Raw genomic sequence first — 19,298 nt, 5'->3', positions numbered from 1 at the left:
TGTCCATTTTCTTGACATAGTACCATAGACCAAATAGAGATGTCGAACTAGCATTGAAAAAGATTCTATCAAGAATAGAATATGGATATGTCTATATTTATGATTTTGACATCAAAGGATACTTTGATAACATCCCACATAAGAAACTTATGAAAGTGTTGAATAAGTATGTGAGTGATGGAACTGTGCTAGATATGATATGGAAATGGTTAAAAGCTGGATACATGGAAGATGGAGTACGTTTCAATCAAACTAAAGGCACACAACAAGGAGGAGTAATTTCACCTCTACTAGCAAACATTTATTTAAATGAACTTGACTGGGAATTAGACAAAGCGAATCACGAGTTCGTTAGGTATGCGGATGATGCATTAATTATGTGCAAAACACCTGAAGAACTAGAAAAAGCGAAAGCGTTAGTCAAAAGAGTGCTTGATGAACTTGGGCTAGAGATTGCCGAAGACAAAACAAAAGATGTTGATTTCCACAATGATGATTTTGAATTCCTAGGGTTTAAGTTTGAACATCTTAGAATAAGTAAGAAAGGTGACGAGTATTACATAATCAAAATCAGTGAGAGTGGAATTAAGAAATTCAAGAGTGATATAAAATCTAAATCGAAGAAGAGTTGGACGTTTTCATTTGAGAAATGGAAAGAGATACTCAATCCAGTAATAAGAGGAAAATTCAACTACTATCTTAAAGCGATGAAAGCGAAGCAAGCAGTTGAGGAAGTACTTGAAAGTCGAGGGTTGAAATGCAAATGTATCGTATCTCACAATGAATATAAAACATTAGATGGGTATGTTAGACAACGACTTAGAGTAGCATTCTCATGTAGAGGAAAGAAAAATGGATGTCGAAGAGATGGAAAATTACTTACTGTCAAATATGACAATTTATTCTTTCTCAAAGAGATGGGACTAGTAAGTGGACATTATATGTTCAACTTACACAACAATAACGGAATAACAATTGAAGAATACTGTATGAAAACAAAAAGAAAGAATCAGAAGCGAACTAAAAGTAGCGACCGATTCTTTAGATATGCACTAGCAAAATAACTGTCATTACAACATAAACTGTCGAAACATGTTGGAAAGCCGTATACGTTAGTAGCGTACGTACGGTTTGATAAGGGGCGATTGAAGTAATTCAGTCGCCTACTTTTTTTTGAAAAAGTTGTATTCCAATAGAATTTAGACACACATATTGATATACTAAACCTAGAACTAGGAGGATGATAGGATGGCAATTCAAGAAGGAAAAGTCGTAATTATCGGAGCAGGTATGGTTGGTAGTCAAACCCTTTCTGCAGTATTAAGAGAAGCAGTTGTAAATGAAATCGTACTTATTGATATGAATAAAGAAAAAGCACAAGGAGAAGTACTTGATGCATCACATACAACAGCGTTTGCATATAGCAGTAATGTGAACATTCATACAGGAGATTATAGTGAATGTAAAGATGCACATATTATTGTGATGTCAGCTGGTCCAAGTATTACTAAAGGAAATACGATGGATCGTAGTTTATTGTTAAATAAGAATATTGCAGTAATGCATGATGTAATGACGAACATCACAAAATATACAAAAGAAGCAATTATCATTGTGATCAGTAATCCACTTGATGCATTAGTTTACTATGGGCAACATGCATTTGATTATCCACGTCATAAAATGATTGGGACAGGTACGTTATTAGATACAGCACGTCTACGTAAGATTATAGGTGAAACCTGTGGTGTAGATAGCAAGAATGTACATGGATATGTACTAGGAGAACACGGAGAAAGTGCATTTGTTACTTGGAGTGATGTGAATATTGCAGGTATCCCATTTGAAGATTTAAATACAACCTTCCAAACAAAACTCGTAAAAGAAGAAATCTATAATGAAATGCGTTCCGTTGGATTTGATATATTACAATTAAAAGGATATACAAATGTTGGAGTTGCAGCTGCATGCGCAAGAATTATTAAATGCATTGTATTAAATGAGAAAAGTGTATTACCAATTTCCAATGTGCCCGATGGTGAATATGGATTACATGATGTTGCCTTAAGTTTGCCTTGCATTGTAGGTAGTCAAGGAATTGAACGGATTCTAGAAATTCCATTAACAATTGCAGAACGTGCTTGCCTAGAGCGTTCAACAGCAAAACTAAAAGAAGAAAACTCAAAAATTGAAGCATAAGTTTGGCATGTTCCTTTATAAGGAATGTGCTTTTTTCTTTATACGTATATGTCAAAAAATGGTATGATATCAAAAGGTGTGTGATGTAGAATAGGAGGACTCTATGTTTTCAAGAATCTTAGTAAAAGAAAAAGCAAAAGTACAAAAAAGAAGTAATACGAAATTCATGCTTGTCGATTTATGTTTTTGCTGGATTTTACTGTTTGCACTTTTTATAGCAATTTGTCTTCTAACAGAACCAGAAGTTATAAACGTAACACTAACCATAAGTATTGTTGCTATTTTTATTATTATGATTTCATGCTTTGTTGCAAAAATAATTAATAAAACTGTAAAGTATGCAAAAGATGAAGATGCATTTTTATTGTCTATTGATGCATTGACATCATTTACGTTTACTATGAAATACACAGTTGCTTGTTGCATCATTGGACTTGGATTATTGTTATTTATATTTCCAGGAGTGTATCTAGCATATCGCCTAATGTTTGTAAAACAAATTGCGGTTGATAAACCAAAACTAGGAATAGTAGATACGATAAAATATTCTTTCGAACTGACAAAAGGAATTGAATTTGATTTATTTATCTTGGATCTTTCATTTGCTTGGCGTTACATAATAATCATTTGTACATTTGGTGTAGCTATGATTTTACTAGCTCCATATATCTTAGTAACAAAAGCAGTACTATATGATCAATTGTCAAAAGAACCACTGTGTTAGTGGTTCTTTACTGCCTTTGTAGCATATGCCTTCTGTATGATTTATGGTATGATATACATCGTGTGTGGGTTAAGTAATGAAAGAGAGGGAACGAATGTTTATTAGAAAAGAGTTAAAAGAAAAGGCAAAAAAGCGACTAAAAGGAAACTTAGCGAATATTATCGCATTACAGTTTTTCTCTATTGTCGCTTTTTTAGGTATGTATGTTTTTGCTTTTGGTATGATTGCAAGTAGAAATCGCCAACAAGGAATCACTATTTTACTGAGTATGGGATTTATCCTATTTCTACTGTATCTATCTGTGGTTATTATGAATATGTACGTCAAGTATGCAAAAGAAGAAGTATATACATTTTCTGATACAAAATTAAAGACGGTGTGTATGTATGCCTTGAAAAATCTAGTGGTAGGATTACTTGTATGCATTGGAACGATTGCATTTTTAATACCTGGAGTGTATCTGCTATATCGCTATACATTTGTTAGACAAATCGCTGTAGATCAACCAAACTTAGGGATTATTAAAACTCTTCGATATTCAGCAGAACTGACAAAGGGAATCAAACTAGATATCTTTGCACTAAACTTGTCATTTTACTTTTGGCAACTACTATGTGTAGTTACTTGTGGTTTAGCAGCGTTTTATGTAATACCTTATGTGACAATGACAAATACGGTATTATATTATGAATTATCTACTGATGAAGGTAATGTGACAAATAAAGTAAGGGAGGAACAATGGAAACAGGGAATCGAATAAGAATCGCTCGTGAACATAAGCGATACACGCAACAAGAGTTTGCAAAACATATTGATGTAAAAGAAGGAATTGTAAGGCACTGGGAAGCTGGTGTATTATTTCCTACGGCATATGAATTATATAAGATAGCTAAGTGTCTGGATCTAACAATTGATGAGTTTTTAAAAGATGATACACGTATGGTGAATGCAATTGAATACAATCATCGCTTACTTAAAACAACAAGAATATTCATTACGATTTCAGCACTCTCTATAATGATTACGTTATTTGCTTTGTTGTTTTCGTTTGGATCAAGAGAACTGCAAACCAACCTAATAGATTTAAACATATGGATTTCGATGTTTTGTATGTTGGCTAATTTTGTGTTAATCAGTGTATATCGAGTACCCCAAAAAGAAAATCATTGAGTTCATTTTTGTTGGGGAAACACTAAATAAGAAAAAACAACAGACAAGTTTGATTAAGTTGAATTAAACCTGTCTGTTGTGTTTATATGTTTCGTCCTTGATATTGTATGGTAACGACGAGAACAGTTTTATCTATTTCATTGATACGGAAAATAACAATATACTTATCAACTAGCAACTGCTTATAGTTCTTTCCTGCATAATTTCCTTCAATGCGATCTTGATGAGACATCGGAAATGTTGACAGACTCAAAATGTCGTGCTTGATTTTGTTTGTTAATTTTTTTGCACTTTCAGGAGCTAATATCGTATGTGTAATGTAATCATAAATGCCGTCCAATTCTTTTATAGCTTTAGGTGAAATAACTACTTTATATTTTTCCAAAATGCTTTTTGTCTAATTCAGCAAAAACTGTCTTCGCATCAACAGGTGCTGCTCCGTTTGTGATTTCTTGTTCAGATTCATAGATAGCTTGGTCAATACGATTTATTCTGGCAAATTTATCATATAGTTCACTACTCATTATTACTAAATCGCTATATCCGTTTTTGGTAACAAATATTGGTTGATTTTCCTTATGTGCAAGGTTTGAAATTTCAGTTGTATTTCGCAAATCTTTAATAGGTACAATAATTGGCATATCGTTAAGCTCCTCTCTTTACATAATTATAGCATAATTATGTAAAGAGGTAAATAATCGCTTAAAAGCACAGATTTAGATATAGAGTTATAGAAATTATGATGTATACAACAAAATAATGTAAAAAAATGAATAAAAGAATAAAGTTTGCCACAAGTAAGGTAAACTTTTTTTATTGGCAATAATTTTAGGTTTCATATAATGAAGGTAGGAGATAAAAGATGATAGTTCTAACAAAACGGCAAAAAGAGATTCTTACACTTTTGGCAAAGCAAAGTGATTACATCACATTCAATGAAATTGCAAAAAAACTAAATGTAAGTAATCGAACCATTCGTAATGACATGAAGCAAATTGAATATTTTCTAGATGAAAAGAATATTGAACTTATCAAGAAATCAGGGGTAGGTGTTTTCATAAACTGTTTAGATAATACTATGCGTGAAATTCAAAAAGATATTGATGAACCATGTATGCGAATTTTATCAAAATCAGAACGTAATGATTTAATGAAAGTGTATTTGTGTCTACCACGAATTAGCACCTTTCAAGAACTAGCTGATTTTTGTTTTGTGTCAAAACAAACCATTGTTAATGATTTTGACGAAGTGATACAGGAACTTGGTGGATGCAACATCTCCGTTGAAAAAATACAAGGTGTTGGCTTACGACTATTTGGAAGTGAAATTGATATTCGTAAGATGTTTATGCAAATCAACAACCAAGGAACGTATCAAAATGAAATCAAAGAGTTACTAACGATTCATGATGAAACTGGAATGCTTCAAAAGAAGGTAGAAGATATCTTTAATCAATTGGAAAATGAATACAATATTGTGTTCAAAAATAGAGAACGTTTTACCAATATTATCTTATTTTTCTTCCTGCGTATGAAACATAAGCAAGAATTAGCTGAAGACTTTCAATTTCCAGAAACACCAACACATGAGAGTTTGCCATTCTTTGTATCTTTTTTAACACCATATATTTCAAACAAACAAGAACGTTTATATATGAGTACAATCATGATCAGTGAAAGAATGAGTCAGTTATCAGATTTACTTCATACAGATACAAATGAAAATGATGAAGCATATCAAATCTCTATGTATTTAGTGGATTCCTTACAAGCTTTACAACCATTAGAAAAAGAAGCAGTTCAGGAAATGATAGATGGATTAACCCTTCACTTAAAAACTGCAATTCATCGTTGCCGAAATAATCTTCAAGTGAAAAATGATTTAGTCGATCAAACGCAAATGATGATTTCGCTATTCTATGAATTCACACGCAAGCAATTACATAAAATTGAAAAAGATTATGATCTAGCTTTTGATGAAAATGAAATTGCATATATTGCGATGTACATTGCCTCAATTTATGAAACGGGAAATAAGGAACAAAATCTAGTGAATGTATTGTTGGTTTGTTCGTTTGGTTTAGCAACGAGTTCAATTTTGAAATCAAGACTTTCACAGTTTCTACCAGAGATTTGTATCATTGGGCCAATTGGTGAAAAACAAGCACAAGACTATATACAAAAAGAAGATATCGATTTAATTATTTCAACTAGTGATTTTGAAGCACAAGAGATTCCAGTGATTCAAGTAAACGCAATGTTAAATCAAGTCGATATTGAAAGAATAAAGAATACGTTGTATCAATTCTCTTATGCAAAGATGTGTTCGTCATTTATTAATTCAGTTGCACCTGCAATAGAGAAGTTAGAGAAACACTATATTAGTGATTACATTGAACGTTCACATATTCAAATTGTTGATCGTGTAGCCTCATGGGAACAAGCGATTCAGTTAGCTGCAAAACCATTACTACACAAAGGATATATAGAACAAACGTATGTAGAAACTATGATCTATGCGGTAAATGAATATGGGACGTATATGGTGATGACACCAGAAACAGCATATATCCATGCTGGTGTAGATGATGGAATTTATCAAAATTGTACAGCGATGTTGGTACTAAAACATCCAGTGATGTTTGGATACAACAATCCAAAACTAGTTCGTAATATCGTAATCTTAGGAATCGAAAACAAACAAGAAAATGATTTGTTGAATATTGCATATATTTTAGAGAAAGAATGGAATATTAAACAACTGGAACATAAAGAAATAACTAAAGAAATGATTTTAGACATGCATGATTAATGGAGGACTTAAAATGAATGAAATTATACGAATGAATCATATACTAATCAATCAAAAAGCAAATACTTGGGAAGAAGCGATTCGATTGACAGGACATCCATTAGTGAAAAGTCATGCGATTGATATGGAATATGTAGATAACATGGTCACAAGTGTAAAAGAGCTTGGACCGTATATTGTGATTATGCCACACTTTGCCTTAGCACATGCTGCTCCAGGTATTGGGGTACATCAATCTGAAATGTCGATTGCGACATTTCCAGAAGGGGTTTGTTTTGACTGTGACAACGATCCAGTAAAAGTACTGATTTGTATGGCTTGTATCGATAAGACATCACACATTGATCGATTACAAAAGATTGCGAATATTTTAATGGATGAAACGATTATTCAACGGATGTGTGATTGTACAAGCAAACAAGAATTATACGACATCATAAATACAGATGGAAAATAGAAAGGAGGCATTATGAAACATAAAATTCAGACAGTTTGTGGTTTTGGTTGTGGGTCTTCACTAATGTTAAAAATGAATGTAGAAGCAATAGCTAAAAAACACGGAATTGAAATTGATGCGTTTTGCGGAGATGTTGGAACATGTTGTTCCAATGAATGTGATGTAATCTTCATCTCTAAAGAACTTGCAGAACGTATTGCAGAAAGAACAAAAGTACCTTTAGTTGTGTTCAACAACTTTATGGACAAAAAAGAAGTAGAAGAAAAAAGTTTAGCCTATTTTGAAACGATTAAATAAAAGATAGAAAAAGGAGAGTATATAATATGGCAGTATTTAATTTTATTATTAAAGAAATATTTGGACAGGGTGCAATATTTCTAGGATTGATTGCATGTATTGGGTTATTATTGCAAAAGAAATCCGCTTCAGAAGTAATTCGTGGTACGGTAATGACCGCAATGGGATTCTTTGTATTATCAACAGGGACAGGATTAATTACAGGAAACTCGATTGATGGAATTGCAACAGCATTTAATTCTATTATGCCCACAGCAGTAGAATCAACAAATGTAGATATTGGTGCATTATATGGTACAGAAATCGGAATTGTAATGTTGGTTGGATTTGGGATCAACCTATTAGTTGCAAGATTTACAAGATTTAAATCAGTATTCTTAACAGGACATATGTTATATTGGTTCCCATTTGTGTTTATTGCTGCTGGAGTAAATGCAGGACTTACAGGAACAAAATTAGTAATTATTGCAGGTTTATTCACTGCAGTATATATGGTGGTTTCACCAAACTTAATGCGTCCATTTGTAAAAGAAGTAACTGGAGATGACTCATTTACAATTGGTCACCCAACGACGATATTATCTGTAATTTCAGGGTTGTTAGGAAAAGCATTTGGAAACAAAACAAAATCAACAGAAGATTTAAATATTCCAAGTTCATTAAGTTTCTTACGCGAAGTATCAATTACTGGGTCTATTGTAATAGCGATTACATATATTGTAATGTACTTTATCTTACAAGGTAATGGAATGGATCCTGCAGTTGTATGGGGATATGCTGAATCAGGAACAACAGCATTTAGTTACATTTTCACACACGCAATTTACTTTGGTGTAGGGGTTACGATTATGTTACAAGGGGTACGTATGTTAATTGCAGAAATCGTACCAGCTTTCCAAGGAATTGCAGAAAAATTCGTACCTGGTGCAATCCCAGCATTAGATGTACCAGTTATCTTCCCTTATGGACCAAATGCATTAATTATTGGATTTATCGTAGCGATGATTACATCAACAATTACGATTATTCTTACTGCAGGAATGTTCCCTACAGTAATTATTCCGCTAACATTCACTTGTTTCTTTGAAATTGGATGTGCGGCAATTATTGGGAATGCCACAGGTGGAGTTCGTGGATGTATTATGGGAGCAGCAGTGAGTGGTATTATCATGGTTCTTCTTGTTGGGTTTGGAGCATACTTCTTTAACGATACGATCCAACAATGGATGCTTGTATATGGAGGACAAGATTTCTCACTATGGGGTATTCTAGAAGGATTGTTTGCACGCTTATTTGTGTAATTGGATAGTCTATGAAATTTGCCTATTTTGATAACATCAATAAGTTATTACAACTTGTTGAAGAAAAAGAACACGATGGAATGGAAGCCAGTGTAAATCTACTATATGAGTGTATTCAAAGAAAGAACAGTATTTATACCTTTGGCGCAAGTCATGCAGGAATTATAAGTGAAGAGTTGTTTTATCGTGCAGGTGGACTGATGCTATTTAATCCGATTTTTGGACGTGAGATGATGTTAGATACATCACCAATTACGCTAACTTCACAAATGGAGCGTACAGTTGGATACGGGACAGCTCTTGCTAATAGTAAAGTAAACTTTAAAAAAGGGGATGTCTTAATTATCCACTCTGTATCAGGAAGAAATCCAGTTGCATTAGATGTTGCAGAAGTAGCAAAAGAAGCGGATGTCCACATTATAGTAATTACGAATGTAGCATATTCAAAATCAACAACATCACGTCATCCAAATGGAAAACGTTTGTTTGAATATGGGGATATCGTTTTAGATAATCATGGTGATATTGGAGATGCTTGTGTAAGTATTGAGGGACTCGAGCAAAAAGTATCACCAACATCCACAATTATTGCTTCAAGTATGATGCATGCAATTGTAGCAAGTCTTACACAAAAGCTAGTGGATACGGGTATGAAAAAACCACCAATTTTCTATAGTGCAAACTTAGATGGTGGAGATCAAAGTAATCAAGAATTATACGAATTGTATAAAGATGCAATCCACTATAAATTCTAATATTCGGTTGATGATGACATGTCATTTGATATGTCATCTTTTCATCATATATAAACTCATAACTGCTTTGTTTATCGTTGGATATAGTTATTCAGGGGTTTTGTTAATTTTCTGTTAACAATGTAAATATTTGTTGAATAAAAAGAGGCCATATGTTTCAATGTGTACTGTTTGAACAGTGCAATTTTTATAGGCGCAAATGAGGTATGTATGAATTTTTTAGACGCTGAGTTTATTAAGTCTGCTGGACTGGTTTTAGGTGGTTTAGCATTGTTTATTTATGGAATAGATTCAATGAGTGATGGACTCAAAAGTATTGCTGGATCAAAGATTCGTGATTATATTGAAAAATATACGAGCAATCTATTTATGGCTGTACTTGTAGGGACAATTGTTACTGGAGCCCTTCAATCATCAACAGCTTCAACAGTTATTTCAATAGGGTTAGTTAGAGCTGGATTAATGAAGTTGGAACAAGCCATTGGGATTACCATTGGAGCAAACATCGGTAGTTGTTTTACATCGATTATGATTGGTATGAATATTGAAGATTATGCATACTATATTATCTTTATTGGTGTTTGTTTAATGCTACTAGCAAAAAAGAAAAAGTGGACATATTTAGGAAAAGTATTCCTCGGATTTGGTTTACTATTTGCAGGTCTTCAAATTATGGGAGATGAATTAATTGAAATTGCGGATACTGCGATGTTTAATGATGCAATGGTATTCTTAGGAGAAAATCCGTGGTTGGCATTACTTGGTGGAACGCTTGCCACTGCAGTATTACAATCATCTGCAGCGGTTGTTGGGATTGTCCAAAAACTATTTACCACAGGTATTATTACGCCTGTAGCAGGTGCTGCATTCATCTTTGGATCAAATGTAGGTACAACACTTACTGCAATCATTGCGGGTGCTGGAGGGACTGTATCGAGTCGTAGAGCTGCATGGTTTCATGCGGTGTACAATATTGTTGGTGCCATCTTAGGAATGATTTTAATGGTGCCATTCTTGTGGTTAGTGGATTGGATAAATTCCTTTATTCAAGGTTCCCCAGAAATGTGGATTGCCCAAGCACACTTAATCTTTAACATTCTATCTACAGTCTTGATCTTACCGTTTGTTGGCTACAGTGTGAAACTATTAAAGATGTTAATTCCTGGAGAAGACCGTCAAGGTGCGAAAATCGAAAGTATTGATAACTTAGATTTCTCTTTAATTGAAACATTACCTGCAGCAGCTCTTGAGGTATCAAGAAAGAATACTTTGCGTATGGGTCGTAATACATCAACGATTATGGATATGAGTAAGCGTTACCTGGAAAGCAAGAGTTCAGAAGACTATGATGAAATTCAAGAAGTAGAAGCAACGGTTAATAAGTATGATGAAACATTATCCAAATACTTATCAGTGATTGTACAGCAACAAAACCTTGCAAAAGATCAAACCAAAGAGTATTCACGTAACTATGTTGTTGTAAAAAACTTAGAACGTATATCTGATTTATCAGTTGTGTTATCACAATTCTATAAATTAGTGTTTGATGAAAAAGAAAGATTCTCAACTACTGCAAATACAGAACTACACAAAATGTATAGTCTTTTAGAAGAGATGTTACCAGCTGCAATGAATGTCTATGCAGACATAGATAAAGATGAGAATGTTGCAAGAGTTGGTGAAATTCATCTACAACTAAAAGAACTTGAAGATGGATTTAGAGATAGTCACTTTGATCGTATTGTTGATTACTCATGTAAAGATCAAGTAGCTGCATCAATATATGTAGATATCTTATCCAATTTAATGCGTATGGGTGAACATATGTTAAACATCGTAAATAACTCTGTTTCTAAGTCACAAGTAATTTCAAAACACGTAGAAACAGAAGCAATTACAGCATAAAAAAGGTAGTGGAAGTCAAATTCCATTACCTTTTTACATACATAGAGTAACAATGAAAAATAAACCCTAATTTCTTTGAGATTTCACTCGTTGTTTGTTACTATTTGTATAGTGTTATTTATGCCCTAGTGTGAAGTTGAAAGGTATAAATAAGATAATGAGGGAAAATGCAGGAGTAAAAAGTATATACATCTATATTAAGCAAAGTGTTAAGGAAGAAAGGTTATAAAGTGGAAAGTTTTACTGATCCAGTAAAAGCCGTTTCTACGTGTGTAAAAAAGCCATTTAATCTAATTGTTACTGAGTATGAATTAGATTCAATGAATGGTCTTCAAATGATTGGTATATTGCAGGGAGTTATACCGACATTACGCAGCATCATGCTTACAAATTGCAATGATGAAATTGTAGAAATTCAGTCCATTGAATGTGGAGTTGATCAGTTTTTAAGTAAACAGAAGAGTTTGGATGTTATCGTAACATATATTGAAAATGCACTGGCAAGAGACTTGCGAGAACAAGCAATGTTATCAAACAGTGTGATGTCAGAAGAAGAAGGACTTGTTATTGATACAAAGAAACGAGAAGTTTACAAAAATGATCAAATTGTAGATGTAACGAAAAAAGAGTATGATTTATTGCATTTATTTTTAAACAACAAGGGGGTTGCATTAAGTCGTGAAACGATTGCAGAAGAATTGTGGACGACTGAAATCGAAACTATTGATTTGCGTGTGATTGATGGACATATCAATCGTCTACGCACAAAACTAGATTTGTATTGTATCAATGCAATTCGTGGGTTTGGTTATAAATGGAATGAGCAGTGAGATATCATCAATACAGTGTAGGCAAGTAACTTATTATTTATGTGTGAAGGATGCGTGCAATTAAGAGATTGCAATTAAAGCGCATTTGTATACAAATGTGTGTCAGAAGGGCATAAATAACACATTGTTTTTAAGTATTTCATATAACAAACAATACATATAATCTATACAGAAATGTGTTTGAATGTGTTAGCGATGGTTGGTATAATGCCTTTGATAGAGATAGATCTATCAGTCTATAAGCGGGGGTTCCCTTCTTATTAAAACACACACACAAAAGGAAAAGGTGCTCTTTATGGGCATTTTTTTCTTTTTATTAAGGGATTCGCATTTAAGACATAAACTGAACAATTATCATGATTCTTCATGTTTTTGTTCAGTGTAAACCTACGTATAATAAAGAATTGAAAGAGAGGATTCGAAATGAAAAAAACTATCATTGGATTATTTGCTTGTTTAGTATTAGTTGGATGTGCAAATTCAAACAAAACAGTGTGTACATTTAGTAATGGTTCAGATTCTTATGAAATAACAATTAAAGAAGATGGAGACAAAATTGGGAAAATTGATTATATGATTACTAGTATAGATGATCAGTATAAGGATTTGAAAGAAGAAGATATTAAAAATTTCGAAGCAACTATGCAAAAACAAGTAGAAGGGAAAAAAGGAATTGAGATTGAAGTAGAAGCAGAAGAGGATGCTCTTAGCATGACGTTTAAACTTGATGTCCAAGAATTAGAGACAATTCCAGATGTGCTACTGAATAGTGGAAAAACGCTTGCTGAAATAAAAGCAATGTCTGTAAAAGATTTTACAAATTTGTTGAAAACAGAAGGTGCTACATGTAAATAAAAATACTAGCTCGTAATATTGAGCTAGTATTTTTTTGAGTATGCGTAAAGCTATATGTTCTCACAATTATGATAAAGGGGATATCGTGTAAGTTCACATATTTAAATAAACTGTTTTACAAGAGAGTTATACATAATGATATAGGTTGTATAATTCTCATATAGTTTCAATTTTATTAGTTGGCTAAGTTGATGTGAGTAAAGGTTTATAATTTTGTTCGTAGGTATTTTGCAGCAACTAGCCTAAAAGCCTCCTTTCGAATATAGTAATAAAATTGAGTGGTTGTACAAATCATGATTTTTTAACTTGTATACAAAGTTGAGTATGCAAATGATACAAGTTGTATGAATTCCCCATATATTCATATACGAAAAAATCTGTAATACGAGTTACAGACTCTTACTTGATATATTTTGAAAGCTGTACAATTTGAGAAAAAATATATCAAGCAAAGAGCTGTAATGATAAACACACAGAATGTCTTTATCATTACAAAAAGTATAGCAATGCAAGTTTGTGTAATACAAAGTTATATTTGTGTAGTTTGTTTATATTGTTAATTATCCCCTTTGATTGGATGTTTCGATAATAAAATCATACGATAAATAAAAGGTTTTAGTGTCTTTATGAGTAAAACTTTATGTGGTTTATGCAAAGATAACAAATCACAAAATATTAACACTCTTTTTATACAGTTCACGATATGCACAATTCTAATAATAGATACCCAAAACACATTGAGATTGCAATTTGTGTTTGTTAAGATTTAATAGTGTTGATTGTGTCATTTTTAAATTTGTGTGAAGTGTGAGGAGGAAAAATGTATAAAGTTTTAATAGTTGAAGAAGATGAAGTCTATTCAGCAAGGTTAAAAGATGCAATAGAGAGAAATGGATATGATGTTGTAAGTATAAAGAATCCAGTTGAGGCGGTAGCAAATTTTGTCGGTGGACATTATGATCTCGTGGTTTCTGAACAAATAATGGAAGGAATGAATGGAATTCAAATGATTTCGATTTTACGTGGAATTCATCCGACCTTAAAAAGCATTATTTTAACGTCAAATCCAGATGATGAAACAGAAATTAAAGCCCTTGAGGCAAATGTAGATCATTACTTTAGTAAAAATAAAAGTATTGATGTTACTGTGAAGTATATAGATGAATTATTGCGAAAAGAAATTACGCATAAATCAGAAAATGGTCATGAATTAGAGTCATTAAAAGAACATATCATTGTAGATACGCGAAAGCGTCAAGTTACAAGAGATGGAAAAGTTGTTGAAGTTACAAGAAAAGAATATGAATTACTCGTATTTTTCTTAGAGAACAAAGGAGTCGCATTAAGTCGTGAAGAAATTGCTGAGAAAATATGGACAATCGATATCGAAGATATTGAACTTCGCGTTATTGATGGACATATCAAACGATTGCGATCAAAATTGAATATTTACTGTATTACATCGATACGTGGGTACGGTTATAAATGGGATGAATAACCAAATGAAAGTTATGTAACGAAAGATAAGATAGATAACAATAAACACAATATATAGTTTGCAAATACAAGCAAAAAAATTTTGGCAAAGATTGGAACACATCAACTCAATCTTATCATTCGTATTATTGTACAAAGTAACAAAGGAGATTATGGTTTCCTTTGTTTTAGTAGTTCCATAAAAATAAAGAGAAAGGAAAACATTTCAAACAAGTAGTAATTATGACTAAGGGTCTCAGATATATCGGAGGGATATATCTGACAAAATAGAAAATGTAAATAATATAGTTTGTTTTTTATGTATAATATGGGTATTAAACAAATGTTATGCGTTTTGCATTATGAATGTAACTTGTATGTACTGGGTGAAAACATACAAGCTACATAGATAAAGGATATTGTATTTTTATCATGGTGCAAGAAATAACTATATTGAGGGAAATTCATGAAGAAGACAACGATTGTAATAGGGAGCATATGTTTCATATTAGCATGTGTAGTATATTTTCCAACTCAACAAAAGAGTGAGGAAATATACTATCTAGAATATGGAAGCACATTCGATGCAAAGAAGGAATTAGATATACCAAAAGAAGCTAGTGATCTGTCAGTTGATGTAGATACATTCGTTCCGGGAACGTATGTGGTACAGTGGAAAGAGAAGGACAAGACGATTTCAAAATCTGTTGTTGTTAGTGATACGAAGAATCCGAAAATTGAACTTGTACAAAACACTAAAGAAATCAAGAAAATTCATATCAATGAAGAATTTGTATTAGAGGGGAATATCCAATCGATTTTTGATGACTGTGATGGAGATATACATAGCGTTGAAGTGGTTGATGAAAAAACATTTGTTACAACAAGAAGTGCTGCAGCAAAAAAGTATTTAGAAGAAAATAAAAAGGTATACACTTCAGATGAGGATGTACAAAACTACAAAGCAAAGAAAAAAATATATGAATCTGCTTTGCTATATACCGATCTTGATACAACTACGGTTGGAACTTATGTCATAAAAGTAATGGCAATTGACAAAAGCTTTTTAACTTCTGTTGTGGAGTATTCCATTGAAGTAGTAGCAGAAAACAGTCCTATACAAGAAAATGAATTAGCTGCAGGTGCAAAAGGATCTCAAATGGGTGAATTGGCTATTCAGTTAGTAAGTTTGCGTGATGGACTAGCTAGTATCGTACCAGACGACACATATTATGAAGTAGATGAGAGTTATGGGAATGAGTTTATTGAAGCCCCGATAACAACTACCAATAATGCAGTAGCAAATGCTGCTCTTGATAAACAAGGGCAACAACTTACAAGTGAACAACTTGTAACAAACGCACTTGTTGATGCAGGTAAAATTACAGGAAATACGTCTTCAATGGAGGCCATTGAAGCAATCTATTTTCCAGGATTATCTACTGCGATTAGTGAGAATCAATTAAAACCAGGAGATATAATCTATTATGATGATGCAGGGTTTGGGAGTGCGCATGTTGCAATATACATAGGCTCAAATCAAGCTGTGCACGGAGGTTTTGAAGGAAATAGCGTAAAAATTTCACATGTAAAATTAGCTTATGCATCTTCACCGCGTTATTATCGATTCACATCGAAAATGACATGGGATGAAATAAATGCATATATTAGAAATAACCAGTAAATAAAAAACAGGGAGGATGGTGATTATGGAACAAATACTACTTGTTGAAGATGATCGTTCATATGGTCAATTCCTAACAAAATTACTAACTGATCATGGGTATAGTGTAGATTTATGTGAGAATCCAATCGATGGAATTGAACAACTAACAAAACATACATATGATTTAGTAATATCTGATTTAGTTATGCCAGATATGAATGGAGTGCGCTTTACAAAAGCTGCAAAAAATATACAAGCAAATATAAAAACCATTATTTTAACAGCAAATCCAGATGATGAAAGTGAAGTCGAGTCAATTAATAATCAAATTGATTTATACATGGTCAAAGAAAAAGGAATCCAAGTGATTTTAAAATATATTCGCTTAGTCTTAGATCGTAAAGAAACAGTCAAACAAGACTACGTTTTATATTCGAAAGCAAATCAAATTGAGTTGAATCAGAAAACACATCAAGTATACAAAGAAGGCGAAGTTGTTAATTTAACTAGAAAAGAATATGAATTACTTGCAATGTTCTTACAAAATAAAGGAAATGTCTTATCTAGAGAGGAACTCATTGAAAGTGTTTGGATGATGGATATCCATGATGTTGAGCCTCGTGTAGTGGATGTTCATATAAAAAATCTTCGTGATAAATTACGTATCTTTTCACTTGTGACAATCCGTGGATTTGGATATAAGTGGAATGAATAGAAAACACACACTTAAAGTGGTAGCAGCTGTATTAATTGTTGGATATGTTGCGTGTATGGGAATGTTTATATATAACTTTTTAAACCTAGAGGAAATTTATAGAGAAAATGAAGTAACATACATTCAAAATGCAGAAGAAGCTTTAGAGCATTTATTTGAACAAAATCCAGACGATTATAAGACATCAGCAGAGAAGGTAATTGATGAATATCCAATGGAATTAGTTATACGGAGTCAAGAAAACGAAGTATTATATAAAAGTTTACCAATTCAAGCGAATTCCTATATGGGATATATAAATAAAGATGCACTACTTGAAGAAGCTGAGGGGTTTTATGAAGTAGATGGTGAAAATATCATTTTTTGGTATGGATTATATCAAATGAAAGGGAATGAGAATTTAGAGAGCTATCTTGTAAATCAAGCAATGATATTAGCAGGCGCATTTGTATTTATAACGCTTGGTATTTTTGTATTAGGTAGAAATCTATTATTACCTTTAAAACGTGTACGTGATTCTGTTGCTAAATTAGAGAGTTATGATTTTGAGAACTTAAGTGCAAGTGAAGATAATGTCAATCGTGAACTTGAAGCATTCGCTAAAAAATTAGAGAATAATATACATGCTGTATCGCGAAAGCATACGATTTTAGAACAGCAACTTCAACTCGAAAGAGAACGTTTACATAATACGATTATTGTTTCGCGATCTTTTATTCATGATTTAAAAACGCCAGTACATCAGTTAATACTTGAAAACGAATATAGTTTGCAAAATGAGCAAATGACGAGTTCGCAAATTGCAAAAATGAATATTGAATTAAGTGAAAAGTTAATGAAAGATGTTAATGAAGTATTAGCTATCATGAAAGGAAATTTTTACAACGTAAAAGCAGAGACAACAGTTATTGATTTCGTAAGTATTGTAATGGATGCAATTAAACTTTTTGCAAAGTCACTTGATAGTAAGCATTTTTCGCTTAATGTATCAGTACCTGATATGTTGCAAGGTAGATTCAACAAATCAACCGTTCAATTACTGATTCACAATTTAATGTCGAATATGATGAAGTATGCAACACCACAAACAGAATTATTGATTTTTATGGAGACAAAGAAAGATAAAATTGCTATTGTGTTTGAAAATGTTAGTTCGAAAGAAAATATTGTTCGAATGAAAAGTAGTGAGCAGTTATTCAATGCGGTGACTGTCGAAAACAGTAAAGAACATGTATATAGTAGTGGAAACGGATTGTTTTTAATTAAGGATTTAACAAATTTGCTTGGTGGAACCTATGAATTACAAATTGAAGGGGAAAAGGTACGTATCATCATCTTGTTACCTAGTAATCTTTAGGATGAAAATAGTAAAACACTGTATCTTACTTTTAGTGATTTTATGTTTCATGGTGCCAGTGCTTGCAAATGACAAGGAAGAGGAAACCACAAATCCAGAATCGATAAATAAACCAGGAACATACTTTATTGAGATAAAAGTTGGAGAGCCAGGAAAAGAGACGACAAGGTATATTAAAACAACAATTACATTTCCTAATACTAAAATTAACAAAAAAAACCAAGAAGGTATTGATGCAAGTGATATACGGATACCTTTAAATACAATGGATAGTCTGACGGATAAAGAACTTATTAAAAAAGCCAACGCACGAGCGTGGAGTTTAGAAGATGGAAGAAACGTTCCAATAACAAAAGTAAATGTTAGTAAGTCAAAAGAATCTCAAGTTGCATATACAGTTACGTTCTCAACGAAAAAGAATACGACGATTATATCAAATGTATATGAAGGAAAAGTAACAAGTCTACAATTTGAAAACTTGTCCATCTATCTATCAGAAGAAACGAAAAAGAATACGTGGTCAATCACAAGCATTACTATAGCTATGAGTATAATACCTCTGGTTTTAATTCTTATGATCAGTATCTATCTACAAAGACAGTTACGTACTGGACAGCGAATACTTTATGACAATTGAGGGACATAAATGATAATAACGTGTCATTTATGTCCTTTTCTTAACGTTTTTTAGCCTGAAAAATTGTATAAACATAATCTTAATAAACTATATTTAAACGTGTTTGTATTGAAAAATGCCCGTTGCTACTATATAAATGCAA

Annotated in this window: 19 protein-coding genes and 1 pseudogene; 18 read left to right on the top strand and 2 right to left on the bottom strand. The window is 32.5% G+C overall.

What is annotated here, in order from left to right:
• Positions 1–47: 47 nt before the first annotated feature.
• The 5 genes and pseudogenes from M2098_RS11570 to M2098_RS08055 all read left to right on the top strand — a co-directional run.
• A pseudogene (locus tag M2098_RS11570) lies at positions 48–1,064 on the top strand (reverse transcriptase domain-containing protein); the annotation flags it as partial.
• Between the two features lie 184 nt (positions 1,065–1,248).
• On the top strand, positions 1,249–2,199 hold the full coding sequence (locus tag M2098_RS08070) for an L-lactate dehydrogenase (RefSeq protein WP_280683397.1): 951 nt from the start codon (positions 1,249–1,251) through the stop codon (positions 2,197–2,199).
• Between the two features lie 103 nt (positions 2,200–2,302).
• Positions 2,303–2,923: a DUF975 family protein gene (locus M2098_RS08065; protein WP_280683399.1), complete on the top strand. Its 621-nt coding sequence runs from the start codon at positions 2,303–2,305 to the stop codon at positions 2,921–2,923.
• Positions 2,924–3,017: 94 nt separating this feature from the next.
• Positions 3,018–3,683 carry a DUF975 family protein gene (locus M2098_RS08060; protein ID WP_280683401.1) on the top strand — a complete coding sequence of 222 codons (666 nt, stop codon included), beginning with the start codon at positions 3,018–3,020 and terminating at the stop codon, positions 3,681–3,683.
• Positions 3,662–4,093: a helix-turn-helix transcriptional regulator gene (locus M2098_RS08055; protein ID WP_280683403.1), complete on the top strand. Its 432-nt coding sequence runs from the start codon at positions 3,662–3,664 to the stop codon at positions 4,091–4,093. The genes M2098_RS08060 and M2098_RS08055 overlap by 22 nt, the downstream gene beginning before the upstream one ends.
• Positions 4,094–4,175: 82 nt before the next feature.
• Here M2098_RS08055 and M2098_RS08050 read toward each other — a convergent pair whose 3' ends face one another.
• Both M2098_RS08050 and M2098_RS08045 read right to left on the bottom strand, forming a co-directional pair.
• Entirely contained in the window at positions 4,176–4,478 is a 303-nt protein-coding gene (locus M2098_RS08050; RefSeq protein ID WP_280683405.1) for a type II toxin-antitoxin system RelE/ParE family toxin, read from the bottom strand.
• Positions 4,465–4,734 carry a prevent-host-death protein gene (locus M2098_RS08045; RefSeq protein WP_280683406.1) on the bottom strand — a complete coding sequence of 90 codons (270 nt, stop codon included), beginning with the start codon at positions 4,732–4,734 and terminating at the stop codon, positions 4,465–4,467. The genes M2098_RS08050 and M2098_RS08045 overlap by 14 nt, the downstream gene beginning before the upstream one ends.
• A 221-nt stretch (positions 4,735–4,955) precedes the next feature.
• Between M2098_RS08045 and M2098_RS08040 the strand changes: the two genes are divergently transcribed.
• The 13 genes from M2098_RS08040 to M2098_RS07980 all read left to right on the top strand — a co-directional run bounded on the left by M2098_RS08040 (position 4,956) and on the right by M2098_RS07980 (position 19,156).
• Positions 4,956–6,905 carry a PTS sugar transporter subunit IIA gene (locus M2098_RS08040; RefSeq protein ID WP_280683408.1) on the top strand — a complete coding sequence of 650 codons (1,950 nt, stop codon included), beginning with the start codon at positions 4,956–4,958 and terminating at the stop codon, positions 6,903–6,905.
• A 13-nt stretch (positions 6,906–6,918) separates the two neighbouring features.
• Positions 6,919–7,362 carry a PTS sugar transporter subunit IIA gene (locus M2098_RS08035; RefSeq protein ID WP_280683410.1) on the top strand — a complete coding sequence of 148 codons (444 nt, stop codon included), beginning with the start codon at positions 6,919–6,921 and terminating at the stop codon, positions 7,360–7,362.
• 12 nt (positions 7,363–7,374) lie between these two features.
• Complete coding sequence (locus tag M2098_RS08030) at positions 7,375–7,659, top strand: PTS sugar transporter subunit IIB (protein ID WP_208318310.1); 285 nt, start codon at positions 7,375–7,377, stop codon at positions 7,657–7,659.
• Between the two features lie 26 nt (positions 7,660–7,685).
• The gene (locus tag M2098_RS08025; protein ID WP_280683412.1) at positions 7,686–8,960 is read left to right on the top strand and encodes a PTS ascorbate transporter subunit IIC; all 1,275 of its coding nucleotides are present in this window, start codon (positions 7,686–7,688) and stop codon (positions 8,958–8,960) included.
• 11 nt (positions 8,961–8,971) lie between these two features.
• Positions 8,972–9,715 (top strand): SIS domain-containing protein, encoded by a 744-nt coding sequence (locus M2098_RS08020; RefSeq protein WP_280683414.1) that lies wholly within the window; start codon positions 8,972–8,974, stop codon positions 9,713–9,715.
• 210 nt (positions 9,716–9,925) lie between these two features.
• The gene (locus tag M2098_RS08015) at positions 9,926–11,620 is read left to right on the top strand and encodes a Na/Pi cotransporter family protein (RefSeq protein WP_280683416.1); all 1,695 of its coding nucleotides are present in this window, start codon (positions 9,926–9,928) and stop codon (positions 11,618–11,620) included.
• Positions 11,621–11,814: 194 nt separating this feature from the next.
• On the top strand, positions 11,815–12,450 hold the full coding sequence (locus M2098_RS08010; protein WP_280683451.1) for a response regulator transcription factor: 636 nt from the start codon (positions 11,815–11,817) through the stop codon (positions 12,448–12,450).
• 423 nt (positions 12,451–12,873) lie between these two features.
• On the top strand, positions 12,874–13,305 hold the full coding sequence (locus M2098_RS08005) for a hypothetical protein (RefSeq protein WP_280683419.1): 432 nt from the start codon (positions 12,874–12,876) through the stop codon (positions 13,303–13,305).
• 820 nt (positions 13,306–14,125) lie between these two features.
• Entirely contained in the window at positions 14,126–14,803 is a 678-nt protein-coding gene (locus M2098_RS08000) for a response regulator transcription factor (RefSeq protein ID WP_280683421.1), read from the top strand.
• Between the two features lie 444 nt (positions 14,804–15,247).
• The gene (locus tag M2098_RS07995; protein WP_280683423.1) at positions 15,248–16,465 is read left to right on the top strand and encodes an NlpC/P60 family protein; all 1,218 of its coding nucleotides are present in this window, start codon (positions 15,248–15,250) and stop codon (positions 16,463–16,465) included.
• A gap of 25 nt (positions 16,466–16,490) precedes the next feature.
• On the top strand, positions 16,491–17,162 hold the full coding sequence (locus M2098_RS07990) for a response regulator transcription factor (protein ID WP_280683425.1): 672 nt from the start codon (positions 16,491–16,493) through the stop codon (positions 17,160–17,162).
• Entirely contained in the window at positions 17,155–18,519 is a 1,365-nt protein-coding gene (locus M2098_RS07985) for a hypothetical protein (protein ID WP_280683427.1), read from the top strand. Before M2098_RS07990 ends, M2098_RS07985 begins: the two co-directional genes overlap by 8 nt.
• Before the next feature lies 1 nt (position 18,520).
• Positions 18,521–19,156, top strand: coding sequence for a hypothetical protein (locus tag M2098_RS07980; protein WP_280683429.1), 636 nt, complete (start codon positions 18,521–18,523; stop codon positions 19,154–19,156).
• The last annotated feature ends 142 nt before the right edge of the window (positions 19,157–19,298 follow it).

The organism is Breznakia sp. PFB1-19 (assembly GCF_029893935.1).
Taxonomy (GTDB): Bacteria; Bacillota_I; Bacilli_A; order Erysipelotrichales; family Erysipelotrichaceae; genus Breznakia; species Breznakia blatticola.
The sequence above is the reverse complement of the archived record's forward strand: the minus strand, read 5'-3'. Positions and strand labels throughout refer to the sequence as shown.